Below are 20,504 nucleotides of genomic sequence, written 5' to 3' on the forward strand. Positions count from 1 at the left end.
GCCCCGGAACGCAAAAGACCCGCCGAAGCGGGCCTTTACACGATGGCGCTGCGCTCAGCGCCGGATGATCGACGGGATGCCGAGGTTCTCTTCCACGATCAGCTTGCCGCCGGGGATCACCGATTTGTCCCGCTTGCCGCCGCTCAGCAGGGGAAAGGGGAGCCGGGCGGTCACCGGCCCATCCTTGCGCAGGCGCGGCTTGGTGATCAGCCCCTCGCGCAGGAGCGGCATGGGCCAGAAGGACATTTTCTTGCCCCCGGAAATCACCGAACTGGAATGCGGTTTGCGCTTGGACAGAAGCGGCATGATCCCGGCGGTCACCGGCCCCTTGCGCTCGTGGGTCTCGCGGACCCGCGTGAAGAACAGCGGGTGATCGTCAAGCACCGAAGACATCGGCTCGATCTCGTCCTTCACCCAGTTCTCTTCCTCGACCGCCCCCATGTCGACCGTATCGGCAGCATCGAGGATCTCACGGGCGATGGTCTTGGCGGTCAGCGGCTTATAGGTCGCCTTCACCACGAATACCGCACCGCCATCGGCCATCTTGGAGGTATAGGCCCGGGCCGTCTCTTCGGCGACGCCAAGCGACACCATCGCGTCGGTCACCGAAGCCACCGTATGATCCTCGCCCATGCGCACCACGTGGGTATCGCGCCGGGGAAACCGCGCGCGCTCGAACGTTTTGGCGACCTTGTTGGCCCCCGCCTCGGCGCTGAAGAGCCGTGAAATTACTGTTGCCATGGTGGTCTTTCTCCTCCCGGGTTGCCCGCGGCTTTCGCACGCCGAAGGTCAGGACTGAATGGCCCGACGTACAAGGCGCGCTCCGAGAGGGAGTGCAACGAGCACGGCCAAGGCCAGGAACAGGATCTCGATTCCGAATACAACATTGTAGGGCGTGTGGACACCAAGTCCCTCCTCGCCCGGCAGATTGACAAGCACATCGCGCAGGATGCCGGCCAGCGCCACGCCGATCCCGGCGCAGGTCGCCTGCACCGCGCCCCATGCGCCGAGCGCCAGGCCGATCTGGCCCTTGGGTGCGCGCTGGATCGCGGCGGTCAGGGTGGCGTGGCCGAACAGGCCCGCACCGATCCCCGTGGTCAACGTCCCCGTCAGGAAAAGTGCTGTGCCGAAGCCCTGCGAGGCGGCGATGATCGCCGCAAATCCCGGAATGCCGATGCTGGCCGCCACCCGGGCCAGCGCATCGGGCGCCAGGCCCCGGCTCAGGACGCGCGAGGCGATGGCAAAACCGATCAGGGAACCGCCGGCCAGCAGCGCGGTCAGCTTCGTGGTCTGCGCCACCGACAGGCCGAGGGCCTGCCCGCCATAGGGCTCAAGCAACACATCGGCCATGCCGAACCCGAAGGTCCCAAGCCCGATCACCACCAGCAGGCGCAGCGTCCCCGGCACGGCCACCAGCCGGTCCCATGCCTCGCGGAACGTGACCCTCGGCGCGGCCTTCTGCGCGGCGGCCCGGTCCCGGTTGCGCGCCTCCTGCTTCCACATGGCGGTCAGGTTCAGCGCAACGGTCACCACCGCACTGCCCTGGATCACCTGCACCAGGCGGCCTGGCGTGTAATTCTCCAAAAGCAGGCCATAGACCAGCGCACTCGCCACCATCCCGAAGAGCAGCATCACATACATCAGGCCCACGACCTTGGGATGGTCCTCGTCCGGCACCAGGTCCGTGGCCAGCGCCAGCCCCACGGTCTGCACCATGTGCAACCCCGCACCGACCAGCAGGAAGGCAAGGCCCGCGGCCGCCATCCCGATCCATCGGGGCAGGTCCCCGGACTCGCCATAGCCCGACAGCACAAGCAGCGCGAAGGGCATGATGGCGAACCCGCCGAACTGATAGAGCGTGCCTTTCCAGATATAGGGCACACGCCGCCAGCCCAGAGCCGAGACATGGGCGTCGGAGCGATGCCCGATCAGCGTGCGGAAGGGCGCGAACAGCAAGGGGAGCGCGAGCATCCCCGCGACCAGCGTGGCCGGCACGTCAAGCTCCACGATCATTACCCGGTTCAGGGTGCCGACCAGCAGAACGAGCGCCATGCCCACCGTGACTTGAAACAATGACAGCCGCAGAAGGCGGCTGAGGGGAACCTCCGGCGTCGCGACATCCGCAAACGGAAGGTAGCGCGGCCCGAGGGTCGCAATCCGTTGCAGGGCAAGTGCCTTGAGGTTGAAGGACATGAATTTCTCCGTCAGGTCTCCGCCCGGGGCTCGGTCATACCCGGGGCGGAGATATTTCTGCCGTGCCCCTTCAGTAGGACGACGGCGGGACGGTCGGCGAGGCGGAGGCCAGGGTCTCGCCCTGCAGCACGGCCGTCCGGGTCGTTCCGTCCGGCATGACGATCAGAACCTGCTGGGCTCCGTTCACATCCGGAAGAACATAGGACGCCTTGGCGGTCGCGGCCTCTTGCTGCTGCAACAGGGCTGCGGAATCCCCGGAGCCGAGCTCATTGCCGGACAGGAAGTCGGACACCCAGGAGGTGTTGCTCAGAACGGCCACATGGACCGCGAAGGAGCCGACAGCCACAGCGCCGAGGAAAACCGGGACGCCCACGGCGGGCGGAACGACGAGCCACATCTTTGCATTGTTCATGACGTGACCCCCTTATCCGAGCCAGGGCGTGGCGGCCGCCACGAGAAAATGCGCAAGCAGCGCGATCACACCGAAAACGCGCGTACCATCGATGAGATAGCTATGCACTTCTTCGGCTTCTTCGAGTGTCAGACCTGTCGGCCAGACCTTATCGGTGTCATCAGCCATGCTGATCTCCTCCGTTATTCAGTTTCCGAGGGGGACTCACTGGCGCCGAGGTCTGGGTTCAGAACCGGATCGTCCCACGACTGGCCAAGCATGCGGCCAATCGACCTTCGCAGTATGTCATAGTTGATGGACATTGCAATCTGTAAGTTTTGATTTACACATTTACACCCTTTCATCCACTGGCGCATTTTATCGCAATGAATTCAGGGACAACCAGCTTTTGCAAAATGAAAATATCTGGCTTTGACTCGGGTTAAGGAGGAGGTTTTCGCACTCAACCGCTCATCAGAACGGCATTCGCCCAAGGCGGCGGCGGGAAACCGAGTCGCTGAACCCCAGAACAGACAGGGCCCACAGGAGGGTGGGCCCTGACGGGTCGATCCATTGATGGAAACCGGGCCTAAGGCGCGGTGCCGATGGAGAAAAACATCGTCTCCCCGGAATGATCCTCGACCCCGTCATTATCGGTGGACACGAAGATCTCTCCGGTTTGCAGGATTGCGAGCCCTTCGACCTTGTCGAGCACGTAACCACCCGTCGCAGTCAGATCCGGCAGCAGGTCGCGCACCAATTCCTTGGACACGATGGGCATATCGTCTCCGTCCAGCGTGGCGGGCACCATCTCGGCCAGCGGCACGCGGTAGACCCGTTTGGTGACTGCCTCCAGCCCGTGCCGGTTGTCCCGCTCCACGATATAGACGTGATCGCCATGGGCGCTGATCTCCGACAGGCCGACCCAGCCTGTCTCCGGCGCTGCCTTGGGATAAAGCACCGCGCCCCATTCCTCGGTCTCGATATTGTAGGACACCAGCTTGGCGTGGTGCTCGGGATCGTCCGCCCACTCCCGCTGCACGGCCATCCACAGGGTATCTCCAACCTTGGTGATGCCCTCGAAGCCGAAGCGCCGCTCCACCGCCATCAGCTCCGGCGGAAGACCGATTTCCGCCTGGATCTCGCCCTGGGCGGAGACATGATAGAGCGCATGGGGCACAACACGGTCCGTGCGCCCTTCGGAGGCGACCCAGAAGCCGCCCTCCCCGTCTAGGACGATGCCTTCGAGGTCGAGCTTCTGTGCCGGACGGCCCGCGCGAGTGACCGGCGTCGCGGCGGTGATCCGCGCCGGGGTGGTGGAGGCGTCGATGGTGTAGATCGTCGGCTGGAAGCCATAGAAGCTGTCATTCACCGCGTAGATCGTGCTGCCTTCCCCAGCGACCATGCCCGAGATCGCCCCCCAACCGATCAGTTCTCCCGCGCCTTCAGAGGTCAGCTGCGGATAGGCCGCAGGGGCTTCCTGGTATTCGTAGAGCATCACATGGGCACGCGCCGCGCCGTCCTCGAGCCCGTCATACTCGTTGGCCGTGGCCAGCAGGCCCCGGGACGGGATCGCCACCGCCCCTTCCGGAGAGATGCCGGAAGGCAGAAGCTGCTTGAGCACCGGTGCCGCCGGGTCGCTCACGTCATAGACCCCCACGACCGAGGCCCGCTCCGCCATGACAAAGACGAACGGCGTGCCGTCGAATACCCCGAATTCCATTCCCTCTGGCTCAACCCCCTTGGCATCCGAGCGCCGGTCCGGGTAATGCCCGATCTGCACAATGGCATGCTCGAAGGACGCGCCGGTTTCGAACAGCTCGGTGCCATCCTTGGCGAAGATCGTCATCCCCCGCGCCCCGCCATCCATGTCGCCCTCATTGGCGATGGCGAAATGGGTATCATCGATCCACTGCACCCCGTCGGGCTCCCGCACCCGGTCCGGCTGGCTCTCGGTGAAGATCAGCGCGCCGCGTTCATCCGTGGCGTCGATCCCGTCCAGATCCACCGACCCGGCGGAGAAATGCGAGACGATCGACCCGTCCCGCGCAACCACGACGATATGGTTGTTCTCCTGCAGGGTCACGACCGTCTCGCCGAGCCCGTTGATATCCACGAATTCCGGCTCCGGGTCCTCTCCCGCCACATCCGCAAGCCCCGTAAGGTCCGCGCGGATCAGGCTGCCACAATCGAGGCTGCCATCGACCACGTCGATCATGACCAGGTCGCCCGCCGGCATCTGCGGTACGCGGCCCTCTCCCAGGTCCTCGTCACGCTCGTTCTCGATGGCCACGGCGATGAACGACCCGTCCGGCGCCTTCGCGGTGCTGTCGGGCTGCCCGCCGAGGTCGCAACGGGCCGGTTCGGTCATGCTCGTCACGTCGATGGCCTTCACCATGCCCGACGGCTCGGTGTAGCTCTCGGAGGTGTTGATCCCCACGAAGGCCGTTGTGCCGATGATCGACACGGCCGTCGGCTCGCCATCCATCGCCATGGTGCCCAGGGGCTGCGGGTTCGCCGGGTCGGTGATGTCGATCGCCCCGAGCACCCCCGCCGGACTGTCGGTGTAGACCAGCACCATGCCATCGGCGGTGGCATCGATGATCTCGGCAGAGGTTTCTTCCGGCACCGCCCCGTCGAAGTTGGCCGTGACCGGAAAGGACGCGATCCGGTTGAAATTCATGTCGGCCAGTGCGGGCCCGGCGGTGAGCGCGCAGGCGGCGCCACTCAGCAGAACGGATTTTTTCATGTGATTCCCCAAGGTTTAGCGCCTTCGGGATGCAACGGTTCTGTAACAACGGCCCTTCAGATTTGTATCAGTTGCGTGAAAGCCGCGCTGGCGCATTCGTGAGCCCCGCGCGCTCCGACCTGTGGCAGGATCGCGGGGCCCTGATGATGGAGACCCCCATGCCCCGACCCCTGATCCCCGCGCTGGCCCTGGGCCTGCTCTGCACCGCCCCGCTCTGGGCCAGCCCCTCGGTCATCGAGACCGCCGAAGCCCAGCGTAGCGGTGCGGGCTGGCGCATCTCCGTCACCCTGAGCCATCCGGATACCGGCTGGGACCATTACGCGGACGGGTGGGAGGTGCTGACCCCCGACGGCGTCTCCCTGGGCACACGGGTCCTCGCCCATCCCCATGTGGAAGAGCAGCCCTTCACCCGCAGCCTCGGCGGGGTGCGCGTGCCCGAAGGCGTGACCGAACTGGTGATCCGCGCCCGGTGCAACCTCGATGGCTACACCGGCACGCCCTTTACCCTGCGCTTGCCGTACTGAGCCTCAACCGGCCTTCGGCGTGCTTCGCCGCCCTTCGCGCAGCCAGGCCGCGATGGTCAGGAGCGCCACAAGCGCCAGGAACAGCCACGCGGCGATGAGCGGGCTGATCCGCAGGTCCGTGGTCAGCGCCGCCTCCCGCGGGGTCAGGCCGATCCAGCCGCGCCCGGCGGCATTTCGGCCCTCGCCCACATCGCGCAGCCGCGGCACACCGTTCTCCAGCGCCAGCACCCCGCCCCGGGTCGCATCCACCGCCGCCGCGAGCTTGTCGCCGCTGGCCAGGGTTTCCTCGAACTCCCGCGGCGCAGACGGGCCAAGGCCCACCACCGCGTCCAGCTCCCCGTCGCTCAGACGGTAGAGCCCTGGCTCGGCGCCGGTGAACTCCGCGCTCCAGCGCCCCGGCGCGATCTCGGTCAGGGGCACGACCGTTTCGACCCCGTCCGGGCCGATCACCGTCACCTCCCGCTCCCCGTCGGTCAGGGCGCGGCGGGTGATGGTCATGGTCTGGCCCTCGGCGGTGGCGGTCAGCGCCTCTTCCTCCAGCTCGGGCTCCTTCATCATCCAATGGGCCAACCGGCGCAGCAGCTCCAGCTGCGGCCCGCCGCCCTCGTAGCCCCGCGACCACAGCCAGGCGTGATCCGACGCCAAGAGCGCCACGCGCCCCTCGCCCACCCGGTCCAGCATCAGGAGCGGCCGGTCGCCCGGGCCCGTCATCACCACCTCGCCCGCCATCGGCTCCACCTCGATCAGGCGGAACCAGCGGCCCCAGGGCGCTTCCCCCTCGGCCAGGTTGGTCGGCGCAAGCCCGGCGGTCACCGGATGCCGGTTGCCCACATCGCTGATCTCCGGCGTGAAGCCTTCCTCGATCACCCGTGCCGTGGGCTCGCCGGGGATGATATCCGCCAGCGGCGAGCGATAGATCGAATTGGCCGAGGCGAAATCCGGCCCCGCGGCCACCAGGACCGCACCGCCCGCTTCGACATATTGCGCAATGTTCGCGAGGTAGATCTGCGGCAGGATCCCGCGCCGCCGATAACGGTCGAAGATAATCAGGTCGAAATCGTCGATCTTCTCCAGGAACAGCTCCCGCGTCGGGAACGCGATCAGCGACAATTCCGAGACCGGCACACCGTCCTGTTTCTCCGGCGGGCGCAGGATGGTGAAATGCACCAGGTCCACCGCGCTGTCGGATTTCAGCAGGTTGCGCCAGGTCCGCTCCCCCGCATGGGGCTCGCCCGAGACCAGCAGCACCCGCAACCGGTCACGCACCCCGTTGATCTGCACCACGGCGGCGTTGTTGCGGTCGGTCAACTCGCCCTCGGCCTCGGGCACGGTCAGCTGCACCACGTTCATGCCGCCATGGTCGAGCGACAGCGGCACCGTGATGTCCCGGCCCACAGGCACGTCCACGGCAAAGGGCTCCCCCCCGTCCACGGCGATCTCCAGCGACACCTGCCCCTGGGCGGCGGCGGGCACGTCGCCCTGGTCCTCGATCCGCACGGTCAGCTCGACCTCTTCGCCCAGGATGCCGAAGGCGGGCGCGGTCTTGACCACGAGGCGGCGGTCCCAGTCGCCTTCCCGCCCGGTCAGCAGCAGGTGCAAGGGCGCCGGCAGGTTGGGCATCGGGCCGAGGTCATGGACCTGCCCGTCGCTCAGCAGGATCGTGCCCGCCAGCCGCGCCTGCGGGATCTCCGACAGCGCCTCGGTCATCGCCGCGACCAGCAGCGTACCCGCATTGCCCGGCCCGTCGCCCACCCGGACCACGCGCAGCTCGGTGTTGGTGCGGGCGGTGATCTCGGCGCTCAGCGCTTCGAGCGCCGCCTCGGTCTGCTCGGTACGGTCGGAAATCCGCTGGCTCGCGGTCTCGTCCACCACCACCAGCACGATATCGGTCAGCGGGCTGCGATCCTCTTCCTGCAAGGACGGGTTCGCCAGCGCCAGGAGCAGCGCCGCCGTCGCCAGCCCGCGCACCCAGGCGCCCAGAAGCCCCCGCGCCCCCGCAAAGAGCAGAAGCGCCGCCATCAGCACGCCGAGCGCGCCCAGCACCGCCCAGGGAAGATAGGGGTCGAAGATCACCGTACCGCTGTTCATTGGCCCAGCCTTTCCAGAAGTGCCGGCACATGGACCTGGTCGGATTTGTAGTTGCCGGTCAGCACATGCATGATCAGGTTGACGCCGAACCGATAGGCCAGCTCGCGCTGCTGGCGGCCCGAGAAGCCGCGCCCGACCGGCACCATGGCGCGCCCGGCCTCGTCCACCGCCCAGGCCGCCGCCCAGTCATTCCCGCCAATCACCACCGGCGTGACCCCGTCATTGAGGTTGCGAAAGGGCATTCCCTCGACCTGCTCCGCGTCGGGCGGCGCGGCCTCCACCCAGAGCGTGCGGCTGGTATGGCGTCCGGGGAAGTCCTGCAGTAAGTAGAACGTCCGCGTCAGAACGTGATCGGCCGGCAGCACCTCGAGGGGTGGCACGTCCAGCGGGGCCGCCAGCCGCCGCAGCGCCCGCATTCCCCGGCTGTCATTGCCGAACTGCGCCACATCCGCATCCCGCGTATCGAACAGGATCATCCCGCCCCCGCGCAAGTAGCGGTTCAGCTTGGCATAGGCTTCCGCCGAGGGCAGCGGCTGGCTGTCCGATACCGGCCAGTAGAGGAACGGGAAGAACGCAAGCTCGTCGGTCTCCAGGTCCACGGTGATCGGATCGTCCGGCTCGATCGAGGTGCGCTGGGTGAGGATTTGCGACAGCCCCCGCAGCCCCGCATAGGCGATCTCGTCGAGCCGCGGATCGCCCGTGCGCACATGGGCCAGCACCACCGCCGTGGTCGCCTCCAGCGCCAGCACGTCATCCGGGATGCCCTCCTGCGCCGTGGCGGGGGGCGTCCCCAGCCCGAGCAGCACGACCACCAGGGCCGCCGCCGCGGCCCCATGGGCCTGCCGCAGCCGTCCAGACAGCCACAGAGCCGCCAGGATATCCAACGCCAACAACGCCAGCGCCGCCGTCAGCAAGAAGCCCGCCAAGGGTTGATCCCGCTGCGCTTCCAGCCCCTCGACCGTGATCGATGGGGGCCAGACGGACGGCGCCAGTACGGCCCCGGCCCCCAGCACATTACGCGCCAGCCGCCGGTCATCCCCGGCATAAAGCCCCGGCGGCACCTCCGCGCTCAGGGGGGCCTCCGCCAGATCCTCGCCCGGGATCCCGGCCAACTGCCCGGCCTCCTCCAGCGTCCCGAAGGGCCCCAACAGCTGCTCGGGCACCCATGTGGTGCCCGCCAGCGCCTCGGCGGTCAGCGCCGTGGGCCGCGACGACACCGCCAACCGCTCCAGCATCTGCACGAACAGCCCCGAGAGCGGCAGGCTCGACCATTCCGCATTCGCGGTGACATGGAACAGAACGACCTGCCCCTGCCCCAAGGCCTTGCGGGTGACCAGCGGTGTGCCGTCGGTCAACGCCGCAACCACCCGATCGGGCAGGTTCGGATCCGGCTGCGCCATTACCTGAGCGGTGACCGCCACATCCTCCGGCAGGGGCAGGCCGAAGAAGGGGGAGCTTGAGGAAAAGGGCCGCAGCGCCTTGGGCTCGCCCCAGCTCATCGCGCCCCCGACGGACCGCCCGCCCGCGCGCAGGCGCACCGGCATCAACGGGTCCTCTTCGAGCCGCGAGACATCGGACGCCGCCAGCCGCGGCCCGGCAAATCGCACCAGCAGACCGCCGTTTTCCACCCACTCCGTGATCCCCTCGGCCTCGGTCGGGGCCAGTTGCGCCACATCCGCCAGGATGATCACATCCGGGTTCGCCGGCAGCGCATCGACCAGCGGCACCTCCAGCAGGTCGGCCGTCGGCTCCAAAGCTCGGCGCAGGTAGTGCAGCGGCGTCAGCAGCTCCAGCCCCTCGCGGTCGTCCCGCCCGGCGAAGAGCGCGATCTCCCGCCGCCGCAGGGCGTCATCGGCGAGGCTCACCGCCCCGGCGGTGGTCTGCCCCGTCACCTCGAACCGGGTCACCCGGTTGCGCAGCTCCGGCGGCAGGTCGAACACCGCCTCCTGGGTGGCCTCACCGGCCTCGAACACCACTTCGGTGCGGCCCAGCTCCCGGGTCACCCCGTTCGGGCCGGGGCCGCGGGCGATCACCGTCACCGGACGCTCCCCGGCGGGCGGGGACCGCAGCACTTCGACCCGCACCTCACCATCCTCGATCCGCGCCGGGCTGATCCCGAAGACCGCGCGCGGGCTTTCGAACACACGCACCGCGCCGCGCGCCTCCAGCGCCGCGCGCACCGCGTCCCGCTCCGGCCAGTCCAGCCCGTCCGACATCCAGAACGTGTCGAAATCGCCTTCGACCGCCTCCAACCAGGCCAGAACCTCCGGCCCGTTCACCGGCCAGGGCTTGGGCTGCACACCGGGCAGGCGCGCGCGCTCGGCCTCCGGCGCGCCGAAGGCGATCTCCGCCGGTGGCAGGTCGGTCAGGGTGACCAGCGCCACCGGGCGGCCATCGCGCGCCGCCTCTTCCAGCAGCGCCTCCAACCGGTCCTGCCGCGCCGACCAGTCCCGCGCCGAGGCCCAGCTGGCATCGGCCGCGATCAGCAACGGGCCGGTCCCCGGCGTCCGCTCGTCGGGGTTCAGGATCGGGCCCGCGAAGCCCAGGATCATCGCCGCCACTGCCAGCGCGCGCAGCAACAACAGCCACCAGGGCGTCTTGTCGGTCTCGCTCTCCGGGTCGTTCAGCCCCAGCAGGAGCGCCACACCGGGAAACCGCCGCGTGATCGGCGCAGGCGGCACCGCGCGCAGGATCAGCCACAGGATCGGCAGCACCAGAAGCAGCAGCAGCAGACCGGGCGACGCAAAGGCGATGGGTCCCAGAGTGAACATCAGCGTACCTGTTCCAGTGCATGATAGAGCCAGAGGAGCGGGTCCTCCGGCGGATGATCGGTGTGGTGAATGTCCAGCCGCCAGCCCGTGCGCCGCGCCAGCGTCTGCAGCCAGTCCTTCCGCTCCGCCAGCCGCTGCAGATAGGCCTCGCGCAGGCCCTTGGCCTTCAGCGTCTCGAACCGGATCGCGCCCGACATGCTCTCGAACACCGTGCGCCCGTCGAAGGGAAACGCCTCTTCATCGGGGTCCAGCACCATGACCAGCGCCCCCTTCACGCCCCGGTCCGCCGCCGTGGTCAGGGCCTTCTCCACCGAGGCCGTGTCGCCGAGGAAATCCGACAGGAATACCGCCCGTGCGCCTGCGGGCATCACCCGGGCCACCGGCTTGCCGTAATCCTCGGGGTGTTTGGGGTCCATCAGGGCCGCGGCCAGACGGATCAGCTGCGAATTGCCCGCCTTGGGCGGCTCCGGCAGGTTCATCAGCCCGACCCGCTCCCCCGACCGGATCGCCAGGATCGCCAAGGCCATGCCGATGGTCTGCGCCCGGCGCAACTTCGAAGGACGGTTGCGCCCGCCGGTAAACCCCATGGACTGCGCATCATCGACCCAGAGCATCAGGCTCTGCGCCGCCTGCCATTCCTTTTCCCGCACGAAGGGGCTGTCGGCCCGCGCGGATCGGCGCCAGTCGATCGACCGCACGCCGTCCCCGGCCTCCGCCGGGCGGTACTGCCAGAACTCGTCCCCGGTCCCGGCCCGCTTGCGCCCGTGATTGCCCAGCATGATGGTCGCGGCCAGATGTTCCGCCGCCACCATGAGCGGCGGCAGGGTGCCCGAAACCGTTTCCGAACGGTGGCGCAGACTGTCGGGAGTATGGCGCGCCTCGGAGAAGCCCGTCTTGCTCACGCGGCCCGCTCGATCCGGGTCACGCCGTGGGTGACATTCTCGATGACCTCCTCGAGGATCACGCCCTCGGCCCGCGCGGCAAAGCTCAGCGCCATTCGATGCGACAGGATCGGCCGCGCCAGGGCCGCGACATCCTCCGCCGACGGGGCCAGCCGCCCGTCCAGAAGCGCCCGCGCCCGCACGCACAGCATCAGCGACTGCGCCGCCCGCGGCCCCGGCCCCCAGGAGACCGAGCGGTTGACCGCGTCATGGGCCTCCGGCTCGTTCGGCCGACACGCGCGCACCAGGTCGAGGATCATCTCGACCACCGCGTCGCCCACGGGCATCCGGCGCACGACCTCCTGGGCGTGGATCAACTCCGCCCCGGTGAACACCGGATGCGCGGTCGCGCCGTCGATGCCGGTGGTGGCCATGAGGATGCCCTTCTCGGTCTCGCGGTCCGGGTAATCCACGTCGATCCTGAGCAGGAAGCGGTCGAGCTGCGCCTCGGGCAGCGGATAGGTGCCCTCCTGCTCGATCGGGTTCTGGGTGGCGAGCACATGGAACGGCGCGGGCAGCGGGCGTTCCTGGCCCGCGATGCTCACATGCTTTTCCTGCATCGCCTGCAACAGCGCCGACTGGGTCCGGGGCGAGGCGCGGTTGATCTCGTCCGCCATCAACAGCTGGCAGAAGATCGGACCTTCCAGGAACCGGAAGGACCGCGCGCCATCCGCGCCGGTTTCCAGCACTTCGGAGCCGAGAATATCCGCCGGCATCAGGTCAGGCGTGAATTGTACCCGATTCGCGCTCAGCCCCATTACCGTGCTCAGCGTATCGACCAAAAGGGTCTTGCCGAGCCCCGGCAGACCCATCAGCAGGGCATGCCCCCCGGACAGCATCGCGTTCAGGGACAGGTCCACAACCGTAGGTTGCCCAATGATTTGCGTGGCGATGCTGGCCTTGGCCTCGGCCAACTTTTCCCCCAGCCGTTCGATATCTTTAACCAGGGTCTCTGCGTCAGCCATGTCCGCTCCTTGCCATTGCCTTATATGGTCACCTTACAGGAAAGTATGGCCCCACTGACAAATGGCAAAAACTATGAGCGGACAAAACATCGTGACCCCCACCGCGGACGGGCTGGCGGCCTCGGCGCGCGCCGCCTCGAAAAAGGGCCCGCCGCCGGTGCATCTGTGGAACCCGCCCTTCTGCGGGGATCTGGATATCCACATCGCCCGCGACGGGACCTGGTTCTACCAGGGCAGCCCGATCGGGCGCGCGCCGCTGGTGCGCCTGTTCTCTTCGATCCTGAAGGTCGAGGACGGGAAATTCTACCTCGTCACCCCGGTCGAGAAGGTCGGCATCACCGTAGAGGACGCGCCCTTCGTGGCCACGGATTTCGACGTCACCGACCCCGGCCCGGATCAGACCATCACCTTCACCACCCATGTGGGCGACACCGCCGACGCGGGCCCCGACAACCCGATCCGGGTCACGCGCCACCCCGAAACCGGGGAGCCCGCACCCTACGTCCATATCCGCCGCGGGCTGGAGGCGCTGATCGACCGCAAGAGCTTCTACCGGCTGGTGGAGATCGGCGAGACCGCCGCGCTCGACGGGACCGACTGGTTCGGCATCCGCTCCAGCGGGCGGTTCTTCCCGATGATCCCGACGGCGGAGCTGGCCGAGGACTGACGCGATCATCGCCGCCCGTGCGTGCCACCGCGCCACGGGGCCGAAGTCAGGAGGCCGAAGTCAGGGGGCGATCCGGCGCCACTGCCCCGGGGCCAGCCCGTCGAGGGTCCAATCCCCGATCTGCGTGCGGATCAGGCGCAGGCAGGGCAGGCCCACGGCGGCACACATGCGCCGCACCTGCCGGTTGCGGCCCTCGGTGATGGTCAGGCGCAGCCAGGCATCGGGCACGGTCTTGCGCAGCCGCACGGGCGGGTCGCGCGGCCAGAGCCAGTCCGGCGCGGGCACGGCGGCGACCTTGGCGGGCCGCGTCGGCCCGTCCTTGAGACTGACCCCCTCGCACAGACGGTTGATCGCGTCTTGGCTCGGGCGGCCTTCCACCAGCGCATAGTAGGTCTTGGGCATCTTCGCCCGCGGGTCGGTGATCCGCGCCTGCAGGCGCCCGTCATCGGTCAGCAACAGCAAGCCCTCGCTATCCCGGTCGAGCCGCCCGGCGGCATAGACGCCCGGCACATCGATCCAGTCCTTCAACCCGCGCCACTTCCCCTCGGACGTGAATTGCGACAACACATTCATGGGCTTGTTGAAGGCGATCAGCATGCTCGCAAGTTCCGTGTCCACCGCGCGCGGGTCAAGCGCGTTCGAACGCGCTTGGAAGGGCTTTGCAAAGCCCTTGACCGGCGCTGGCCCGACCGCCGCGCCTCCCGGCTGGCGGTGCGCCTCCGGCAGCCGCCGGGCCGCTCAACGGCTTTCGAAAGCCGTTGGCCCGCGCCACCGGCGCCCTAATGCGCCTCCGCCCAGCTTCGCCCCTGGCCCGCATCCACCGTCAGCGGCACATCGAGATGCACCACCGGCGCGGCGGCCCCCTCCATCACCTGGCGCACCGCCGGGATCACCCGGTCCACCGCGTCTTCCTCCACCTCGAAGATCAGCTCGTCATGGACCTGGAGCAGCATCCGCGCGGGCAGGTCGGCAATCGCCGCGGGCATCCGCACCATCGCGCGCCGGATGATATCCGCCGCCGTTCCCTGGATCGGCGCGTTGATCGCCGCGCGCTTGGCGAAGCCCGCCTGGGGCCCCTTCGCGCCGATCTCCGGCGTGTGGATCTTCCGCCCGAACAGGGTCTGCACGTATTTATGCTCCTTCGCGAAGGCGACCGTGTCGTCCATATAGGCCCGGATGCCGGGGAACCGCTCGAAATAGGTGTCGATGAAGGCCTGCGCCTCCGCCCGCGGGATCCGCAGGTTCCGCGCGAGGCCAAAGCCCGAAATCCCGTAGATCACCCCGAAATTGATCGCCTTGGCCTGGCGCCGCACCTCCGGCGTCATCTCGTCCAGCGGCACATCGAACATCTCCGACGCGGTCATCGCATGAATGTCCAGCCCGTCCCGGAACGCGGTCTTCAGCGCGTCGATCCCGGCGATATGGGCGAGGATCCGCAGCTCGATCTGGCTATAGTCGAGCGACACGAGCACATGCCCCGGCTCCGCCACGAAGGCCTCGCGAATGCGCCGCCCCTCCTCGGAGCGCACGGGGATGTTCTGCAGGTTCGGATCGGTCGAAGCCAACCGCCCCGTATTCGCCCCGGCAATCGAGTAGGACGTATGCACCCGCCCGGTCTCGGGGTTGATATGATCCTGCAAGGCGTCCGTGTAGGTCGATTTCAACTTCGACAGCTGCCGCCAGTCGAGCACCCGGCGCGGCAGGTCATGCTCGGTCGCGAGATCCTCCAGCACATCCGCCGGGGTCGAATACTTGCCCGACTTGCCGGTCTTGCCCCCCTCGAAGCCCATCTTCTCGAACAGGATCTCGCCCAGCTGGGCGGGGCTGCCCACGTTGAAACTCTCCCCCGCCAGTTCGTGGATTTCCGCCTCCAGCCCGGCCATCTTCTGCGCGAACGCGTTCGACATCCGGCTCAGGGTGTCGCGATCGACCTTGATCCCGCGCATCTCCATCTCGGCCAGAACCGGCACCATGGGCCGCTCCATCCACTCGTAGACGCGGGTGACCTGCGCCAGATGCAGGCGCGGCTTCAAGCGCTGCCACAGGCGCAGCGTGATTTCCGCATCCTCGGCGGCGTATTTCGTCGCCTCCTCGATGGGCACGAAATCGAAAGTGATCGCGGATTTGCCGGTGCCCAGCAGGGTCTTGATCGGGATCGGCGTGTGGTCGAGATACCGCTCCGACAGCGCGTCCATCCCGTGCCCGTGCAACCCGGCATGGAGCGCGTAGCTCAGCAGCATCGTGTCGTCGATGGGCGCCACCGTGATCCCGTTCCGGGCGAGGATCTTGGCATCGTATTTCATGTTCTGCCCGATCTTCAGGACCGCAGGGTCCTCCAGCACGGGCTTGAGCATCCCAAGCGCGGTCTCAAAATCCAGCTGCCCCTCGGCCAGCTTCGCCTCCCCGCCGAACAGGTCGTCGGCCCCGCCACCGTCCTTGTGCGCCAGCGGCAGGTAGGCCGCGCGCCCCGGATCCACGCAGAGCGACACGCCCACCAGATCCGCGCGCATCTCGTTGAGGCCCGTGGTCTCGGTATCCACCGCCACCACCCCGCGCGCATGGATCGCGTCGATCCAGCTTTGCAGGGTTTCCGCGTCGCGGATGGTGACATGCTCCGAGGCGCTCAGGGGGGGGTGCTCCTCCGCCTCTGGCGAGGCCGTCGTCGCTGCGGGCTCCGGCACGGCGGGCGCCTCCACCCCCAACGCGCCCGAGATCCGCTTTGTCAGCGTGCGGAACTCCATCTCCGCCAAAAACCCCAGCAGGGTCTCAGGCTCCGGATCGCGCACCTCCAGATCCTCGATTGTGAAATCCAGCTCCATGTCGCAATCGAGCTGCACCAGCCGCTTCGACAGCTCGATCTGGGCGCGATGCTCGATCAGGGTCTGGCGGCGCTTGGGCTGCTTGATCTCCCCGGCCCGGTCCAGAAGCTCCTCGAGCGAGCCATACTCGTTGATCAGCAGCGCCGCGGTCTTGATCCCGATCCCCGGCGCGCCGGGCACGTTGTCCACCGAATCCCCGGCCAGCGCCTGCACATCGACCACCCGGTCGGGGCCCACGCCGAATTTCTCGAACACCCCGTCCACGTCGATGGTCTTGTTCTTCATCGCATCCAGCATCTCGACCCCGCCGCCGACCAGCTGCATCAGGTCCTTGTCCGAGCTGATGATCGTGCAGCGCCCCCCGGCCTCGCGCGCCTGGCAGGCCAGCGTCGCGATGATATCGTCCGCCTCGAACCCCTCCATCTCCTTGCAGGCGATGTTGAACGCCTCGGTCGCGGTCCGGGTCAGGGGGATCTGCGGGCGCAGGTCCTCGGGCATCGCCTCGCGGTTGGCCTTGTACTGGTCGTAAAGATCATTGCGAAAGGTATGGCTGCCCTTGTCGAAGATCACCGCCACATGGGTCACGTCGCCCCCGGCGTTCCCTTCGACATAGCGCTGCAGCATGTTGCAGAAGCCCGACACCGCCCCGACGGGCAGCCCGTCGGACTTCCGTGTCAGCGGCGGCAACGCGTGATAGGCGCGGAAAATGAACGCCGATCCGTCGATCAGATGCAGGTGATGTCCCTTGCCGAATGCCATGCCTTGCCCCCTCGTCGCACTACGTGGACAGCGATATAGCCTTGCCGTGGAATTGGCGAGGGGTCAGGTGACCGGGGCGGCGGTCTGGACCATGTGGACAAAGATCGCGATGAAGTAGAGCACGCTCGCCACCACCACGAAGCCGTGCCAGATCGTGTTGTGATAGGGCATCCGCTTGGCCAGCAGGAAGGGCACCCCGACCGAATAGAGCACCCCGCCCACCGCCATCAGAACGATCACCGGCATCGACAGTGTCGCCAGCAGGGTCTGCCCCCCGACCACGATCGCCCAGCCGAGACCAAGACACAGGAGCGCACAGGGCAGCACCGAGCCGCGCCCGCGCAAGGCGGCGAGGACAACGCCAAGGGCCGCCCCGCTCCAGATCGCGGTCAGCAAGCCGAACCCGGTGCCCGAGATCAGGGCAAAGGGCGTGTAAGTCCCTGCGATCTTGACGAAAATCGCGCTCTGGTCGAGCGTGCGCAGGCGCATCACGCAGTCCGAACAGCGCACGTGGTTGTACAGGTACGAACACAGCAGCATCACGATCAGGCTGCCGCCATAAACCGCCAGACCGGTGACCGGACCGGCCCCCAGCTGCCACACCGCGCCCAGGGTGATCAGCACCGGCACCGCCGCCAGCGCCGCGCCCAGCGCGCCCAGATGCACCGCCGCGTCGCTGAGAACCTCGGCGCGGGAATAGGGGCGTTCTGGGTCGTGAAAATGCGTCATGAAAGCCAAGATAGCACGATTTCGCACCAGGTCCGCGCTTGACCAAACGGCAATCTGCCCTCAGCGCAGGTGCAGAACGTGGGACAAGCGCACCGCGTAAGGCGTCGGCGTCCAGATGCCGAAGCGTTGGCCCGCGGCGCGCAGCATGGTGCCGACCCAGGTGTTGCAGGTCCGCAGGGCATTGAACCGCCCCTCCGCCGCAAAGAACCACCCGGACCGCCCCGGCTTTGGCCCCGCGACCAGCCCCGGTGCGCTGCCCGGTCCGGTCGCGAAGTTGCCGCGGATCGCCGCCAGGAGCCGCGCATATTCCGGCCCGCTCACCCGGACCTCGCGCCACCGCGCGCCCCAGTCCACCGGGCCGTAAAGGCCCACGCGCAGCACCGAGGCATCCCCTGTCACCGCCCGGAAGAGCGCCCGCGCCGAGACATCGCGCCAGGTGCCCACGGTGGTGTAGAACGCCTCCGACCCCCAGCCGACGACCATCCAGGCGAGTTCCGGCGCGTCCACCGGCACGCCCGCCGCGGCCAGGGGCGCGAAGGCTTGCCGTGTTTCGGGCGTCATCGGCAGGACGAAGTCATAGTGGATCGGCCCGCCGATCAATCCGATCGTCACTTCCGGGCCGCGCGTCGCGGCGGGGCTGTCGTCCGGGTCGGGTCCGGCGGGCACCAGCGCGCCGAGAAGTGCCGCGCCCAGGTACAGGCCCAGCACCCCGACCGCGCCCAAGGCCAGGTGGCGCAGCCCCCTCATCGGGGCTGCGCGGGACCGACCCCGTCAGGCGACGTCGATCTTCCCTTCGAAATCCTTGTGAATGTATCGCGCATCGCAATAAGGGCACTCGACCCAGCCATGCTCCTGCGGGATCTGCAGCCAGACACGCGGATGCCCCAGCGCCCCCTCGCCGCCATCGCAGGCGATCCGCCATTGGTTGACGATCTTGGTCTCGGGGACGGCGGTGGGCATGGGGCGGCTCCATCAAGGGCTGGCATCACAAAGGCTTGCCACGGGGCGCGACCGCCCCTAGGTCGGGCGCATCATACGTCTTGCGCGCGCACGGACAAGCCGCCGCCGCGCAGGGAACGGACGAAGGGACGCCATGTCACAGCCAGACCAGAGCCAAACACGCCCCCCCGCCATCGAGATCACCGGCCTGCGCAAGACCTACCGGGCCGCCAACGGCCAGCCTGCGAAAGAGGCGTTGAAGGGCGTGGACCTGACAATCCCGGCCGGCTCCATCTTCGGGCTGCTGGGCCCGAACGGCGCGGGCAAGTCGACGCTGATCAACATCCTCGCCGGGCTGGTGCGCAAGACCGCAGGACAGGTGCGGATCTGGGGCTTCGACCAGGACGTGAACCCCCGCCAGAGCCGCGCGGCCATCGGCGTGATGCCGCAGGAGCTGAACCTCGACCCGTTCTTCACCCCCCGCGGTGCGCTCGACATGCAAAGCGGTCTCTACGGGGTGCCGCGCTCGGAATGGCGCACCGACGAGATCCTCGCGCTGATCGGGCTGTCGGACAAGGCGGACGCCTATTCCCGGTCGCTCTCGGGCGGGATGCGGCGGCGGCTGCTGCTGGGCAAGGCGCTGGTGCACACCCCCCATGTGCTGGTGCTCGACGAGCCCACCGCCGGCGTGGATATCGAACTGCGCCAGATGCTGTGGCGCAACGTGCGCAAGCTGAACGAACAGGGCATGACGATCATCCTGACCACCCATTACCTCGAAGAAGCCGAACAGATGTGCGACGAGATCGCGATCATCAACCACGGCGCAAAGATCGCCCAGGACAAGACCCCGACCCTGCTCAGCCGACTGGATGCCAAGACGCTGGTGATCTCCCCCGAGGACGGCCATGACGGCACCCTGCCCCGGATCGACGGGGTGCAGGCCGAGGCCCGGCCCGACGGCACCCTGGGCTTCACCTACCGGCGCGGCCAGATCCCGGTGGAGACGATCCTGCAGGCGGTCCATGACGCGGGCATCCGCATCCGCGAACTGGCCACCGAAGAGCCCGACCTCGAAGACGTGTTCCTCGCCCTGACCCACAACGCCCAGGCCGCCTGAGCCGGGTCCAAGACCCTTAAGCAAGGGTCTTGGTAAAATCCTTCGTCAAGGATTTTACTCGCCCAGGGCCTCCAGCCGCGTGCTCAGCTCCGAAGCGTTGAACAGCCGCTGCACCGCCTCGGCATAGTTCATCTCCGGCGCGAAGCGGCCGTTCTCCAGGAAATGCACCGTCTGGGCGATCACCTTGGGGTCGTTCATCATCAGGGTATGGGACACCGGCAGGATGATGTGATCGGCCATCCCCGCCACCTTGGTCCGCGCCACCGTGACCTTGCCGTCATCGGGCCCCGGCAACAGCTGCGAGAAGAGCGGGTTCCAGCTCGACGTGCCCGCGATCACCCCGGTCTCGAACCCCACCGGGCCCAGCCGGTTCGGCAGGCTGTCTGGCCCGGTGCCCAGCTGCCGCCCCGCAGGCCCGTTCACCCACTGGAAGATCGCCCAGTCGCCCAGCGCATCCACCAGCTCCGAGCCCTGGTTCGGCGGCGCCAGCATCACCACCCGGCCCAGGTTCTCCAGGGGCGCCACCGCTGCCTGCGCCCGCACCAGGATCCCGCCCATGGAATGGCTGACCACATGCGCCTTCCGGGGCGCGCAGGCGCCCAGGGCGGCGGGCACAATCTGTGCCGCCAGTTCCTCCACCGTCGCCTCGGTGGACGGATAGGTGGGCGAGACCACCGCATGGCCCAGCCCGCGCAGCACCGCCTCCATCACCGTGAAAGACGCGTCACTCCGCGCCAGCCCGTGCAACAGCACGACACAGGCCGCCGAGGCCGTTTGCGGCACCAGCAGGCCGAAACACAAAAGAAGCGCGCGGAAAGTCATGTCCACACCCTACCCGCCCGTCCGGGC

At 67.9% G+C, this 20,504-nt stretch carries 18 protein-coding genes; 3 read left to right on the forward strand and 15 right to left on the reverse strand.

All coding sequences use genetic code 11. The annotated features are described in order from the left end of the window. Positions 1-54: 54 nt before the first annotated feature. The 5 genes from DSHI_RS14700 to DSHI_RS14720 form a co-directional block, all read right to left on the reverse strand. Positions 55-741, reverse strand: a complete 687-nt coding sequence (locus tag DSHI_RS14700; RefSeq protein WP_012179558.1) for a hypothetical protein — start codon at positions 739-741, stop codon at positions 55-57. Positions 742-789: 48 nt separating this feature from the next. Beyond that, a complete protein-coding gene (locus DSHI_RS14705) occupies positions 790-2,193 on the reverse strand; it encodes a PucC family protein (RefSeq protein ID WP_012179559.1) in 1,404 nt (467 codons plus the stop codon). Positions 2,194-2,263: 70 nt separating this feature from the next. Then, positions 2,264-2,605, reverse strand: coding sequence for a light-harvesting protein (locus DSHI_RS14710; RefSeq protein ID WP_012179560.1), 342 nt, complete (start codon positions 2,603-2,605; stop codon positions 2,264-2,266). 12 nt (positions 2,606-2,617) lie between these two features. Beyond that, positions 2,618-2,773, reverse strand: a complete 156-nt coding sequence (gene pufB, locus DSHI_RS14715) for a light-harvesting antenna LH1, beta subunit (protein ID WP_012179561.1) — start codon at positions 2,771-2,773, stop codon at positions 2,618-2,620. 400 nt (positions 2,774-3,173) lie between these two features. After that, positions 3,174-5,333, reverse strand: coding sequence for an esterase-like activity of phytase family protein (locus DSHI_RS14720; RefSeq protein WP_012179562.1), 2,160 nt, complete (start codon positions 5,331-5,333; stop codon positions 3,174-3,176). 158 nt (positions 5,334-5,491) lie between these two features. Between DSHI_RS14720 and DSHI_RS14725 the strand changes: the two genes are divergently transcribed. Further along, entirely contained in the window at positions 5,492-5,857 is a 366-nt protein-coding gene (locus DSHI_RS14725; protein WP_050757902.1) for a hypothetical protein, read from the forward strand. 3 nt (positions 5,858-5,860) lie between these two features. On the opposite strand, the gene DSHI_RS14730 is transcribed toward DSHI_RS14725, so the two are convergent. The 4 genes from DSHI_RS14730 to DSHI_RS14745 are packed head-to-tail and all read right to left on the reverse strand — an operon-like array spanning position 5,861 to position 12,622. Beyond that, entirely contained in the window at positions 5,861-7,945 is a 2,085-nt protein-coding gene (locus DSHI_RS14730) for a membrane protein (RefSeq protein WP_012179564.1), read from the reverse strand. Further along, positions 7,942-10,716 carry a DUF4159 domain-containing protein gene (locus DSHI_RS14735; protein WP_012179565.1) on the reverse strand — a complete coding sequence of 925 codons (2,775 nt, stop codon included), beginning with the start codon at positions 10,714-10,716 and terminating at the stop codon, positions 7,942-7,944. The genes DSHI_RS14730 and DSHI_RS14735 overlap by 4 nt, the downstream gene beginning before the upstream one ends. Then, positions 10,716-11,618 (reverse strand): DUF58 domain-containing protein, encoded by a 903-nt coding sequence (locus DSHI_RS14740; RefSeq protein ID WP_012179566.1) that lies wholly within the window; start codon positions 11,616-11,618, stop codon positions 10,716-10,718. The genes DSHI_RS14735 and DSHI_RS14740 overlap by 1 nt, the downstream gene beginning before the upstream one ends. Further along, positions 11,615-12,622, reverse strand: coding sequence for an AAA family ATPase (locus DSHI_RS14745; protein WP_012179567.1), 1,008 nt, complete (start codon positions 12,620-12,622; stop codon positions 11,615-11,617). The genes DSHI_RS14740 and DSHI_RS14745 overlap by 4 nt, the downstream gene beginning before the upstream one ends. 61 nt (positions 12,623-12,683) lie before the next feature. Here DSHI_RS14745 and DSHI_RS14750 point away from each other — a divergent pair, with 61 nt between their 5' ends. Further along, positions 12,684-13,289 carry a DUF1285 domain-containing protein gene (locus DSHI_RS14750; RefSeq protein WP_012179568.1) on the forward strand — a complete coding sequence of 202 codons (606 nt, stop codon included), beginning with the start codon at positions 12,684-12,686 and terminating at the stop codon, positions 13,287-13,289. 60 nt (positions 13,290-13,349) lie between these two features. Here the strand turns inward: DSHI_RS14750 and DSHI_RS14755 are convergent, their stop codons facing one another. The 5 genes from DSHI_RS14755 to DSHI_RS14775 all read right to left on the reverse strand — a co-directional run bounded on the left by DSHI_RS14755 (position 13,350) and on the right by DSHI_RS14775 (position 18,556). Continuing rightward, positions 13,350-13,886, reverse strand: a complete 537-nt coding sequence (locus tag DSHI_RS14755; protein WP_012179569.1) for a pseudouridine synthase — start codon at positions 13,884-13,886, stop codon at positions 13,350-13,352. Between the two features lie 182 nt (positions 13,887-14,068). Further along, positions 14,069-16,867 carry a DNA polymerase I gene (polA, locus tag DSHI_RS14760; RefSeq protein ID WP_012179570.1) on the reverse strand — a complete coding sequence of 933 codons (2,799 nt, stop codon included), beginning with the start codon at positions 16,865-16,867 and terminating at the stop codon, positions 14,069-14,071. Between the two features lie 63 nt (positions 16,868-16,930). Continuing rightward, positions 16,931-17,596 (reverse strand): PAQR family membrane homeostasis protein TrhA, encoded by a 666-nt coding sequence (gene trhA, locus DSHI_RS14765; protein ID WP_012179571.1) that lies wholly within the window; start codon positions 17,594-17,596, stop codon positions 16,931-16,933. 60 nt (positions 17,597-17,656) lie between these two features. Beyond that, a complete protein-coding gene (locus DSHI_RS14770; protein WP_012179572.1) occupies positions 17,657-18,343 on the reverse strand; it encodes a TIGR02117 family protein in 687 nt (228 codons plus the stop codon). A 24-nt stretch (positions 18,344-18,367) separates the two neighbouring features. Then, positions 18,368-18,556, reverse strand: a complete 189-nt coding sequence (locus DSHI_RS14775; RefSeq protein ID WP_012179573.1) for a zinc-finger domain-containing protein — start codon at positions 18,554-18,556, stop codon at positions 18,368-18,370. 133 nt (positions 18,557-18,689) lie between these two features. Between DSHI_RS14775 and DSHI_RS14780 the strand changes: the two genes are divergently transcribed. Beyond that, the gene (locus DSHI_RS14780) at positions 18,690-19,655 is read left to right on the forward strand and encodes an ABC transporter ATP-binding protein (protein ID WP_012179574.1); all 966 of its coding nucleotides are present in this window, start codon (positions 18,690-18,692) and stop codon (positions 19,653-19,655) included. A gap of 54 nt (positions 19,656-19,709) precedes the next feature. On the opposite strand, the gene DSHI_RS14785 is transcribed toward DSHI_RS14780, so the two are convergent. Then, positions 19,710-20,477: an alpha/beta fold hydrolase gene (locus tag DSHI_RS14785; RefSeq protein ID WP_012179575.1), complete on the reverse strand. Its 768-nt coding sequence runs from the start codon at positions 20,475-20,477 to the stop codon at positions 19,710-19,712. Between the last annotated feature and the right edge of the window lie 27 nt (positions 20,478-20,504).

The sequence above is a fragment of the Dinoroseobacter shibae DFL 12 = DSM 16493 genome, assembly GCF_000018145.1.
Taxonomy (GTDB): Bacteria; Pseudomonadota; Alphaproteobacteria; order Rhodobacterales; family Rhodobacteraceae; genus Dinoroseobacter; species Dinoroseobacter shibae.

Excerpts from the sequence above, each read along its gene's own strand:
- DSHI_RS14700 (WP_012179558.1), bottom strand. The coding sequence starts at position 741 with ATGGCAACAGTAATTTCACGGCTCTTCAGCGCCGAGGCGGGGGCCAAC.
- DSHI_RS14705 (WP_012179559.1), bottom strand. The coding sequence starts at position 2,193 with ATGTCCTTCAACCTCAAGGCACTTGCCCTGCAACGGATTGCGACCCTC.
- DSHI_RS14710 (WP_012179560.1), bottom strand. The coding sequence starts at position 2,605 with ATGAACAATGCAAAGATGTGGCTCGTCGTTCCGCCCGCCGTGGGCGTC.
- pufB (WP_012179561.1), bottom strand. The coding sequence starts at position 2,773 with ATGGCTGATGACACCGATAAGGTCTGGCCGACAGGTCTGACACTCGAA.
- DSHI_RS14720 (WP_012179562.1), bottom strand. The coding sequence starts at position 5,333 with ATGAAAAAATCCGTTCTGCTGAGTGGCGCCGCCTGCGCGCTCACCGCC.
- DSHI_RS14725 (WP_050757902.1), top strand. The coding sequence starts at position 5,492 with ATGCCCCGACCCCTGATCCCCGCGCTGGCCCTGGGCCTGCTCTGCACC.
- DSHI_RS14730 (WP_012179564.1), bottom strand. The coding sequence starts at position 7,945 with ATGAACAGCGGTACGGTGATCTTCGACCCCTATCTTCCCTGGGCGGTG.
- DSHI_RS14735 (WP_012179565.1), bottom strand. The coding sequence starts at position 10,716 with ATGTTCACTCTGGGACCCATCGCCTTTGCGTCGCCCGGTCTGCTGCTG.
- DSHI_RS14745 (WP_012179567.1), bottom strand. The coding sequence starts at position 12,622 with ATGGCTGACGCAGAGACCCTGGTTAAAGATATCGAACGGCTGGGGGAA.
- DSHI_RS14750 (WP_012179568.1), top strand. The coding sequence starts at position 12,684 with ATGGCAAAAACTATGAGCGGACAAAACATCGTGACCCCCACCGCGGAC.
- DSHI_RS14755 (WP_012179569.1), bottom strand. The coding sequence starts at position 13,886 with ATGCTGATCGCCTTCAACAAGCCCATGAATGTGTTGTCGCAATTCACG.
- polA (WP_012179570.1), bottom strand. The coding sequence starts at position 16,867 with ATGGCATTCGGCAAGGGACATCACCTGCATCTGATCGACGGATCGGCG.
- trhA (WP_012179571.1), bottom strand. The coding sequence starts at position 17,596 with ATGACGCATTTTCACGACCCAGAACGCCCCTATTCCCGCGCCGAGGTT.
- DSHI_RS14770 (WP_012179572.1), bottom strand. The coding sequence starts at position 18,343 with ATGAGGGGGCTGCGCCACCTGGCCTTGGGCGCGGTCGGGGTGCTGGGC.
- DSHI_RS14775 (WP_012179573.1), bottom strand. The coding sequence starts at position 18,556 with ATGCCCACCGCCGTCCCCGAGACCAAGATCGTCAACCAATGGCGGATC.
- DSHI_RS14780 (WP_012179574.1), top strand. The coding sequence starts at position 18,690 with ATGTCACAGCCAGACCAGAGCCAAACACGCCCCCCCGCCATCGAGATC.
- DSHI_RS14785 (WP_012179575.1), bottom strand. The coding sequence starts at position 20,477 with ATGACTTTCCGCGCGCTTCTTTTGTGTTTCGGCCTGCTGGTGCCGCAA.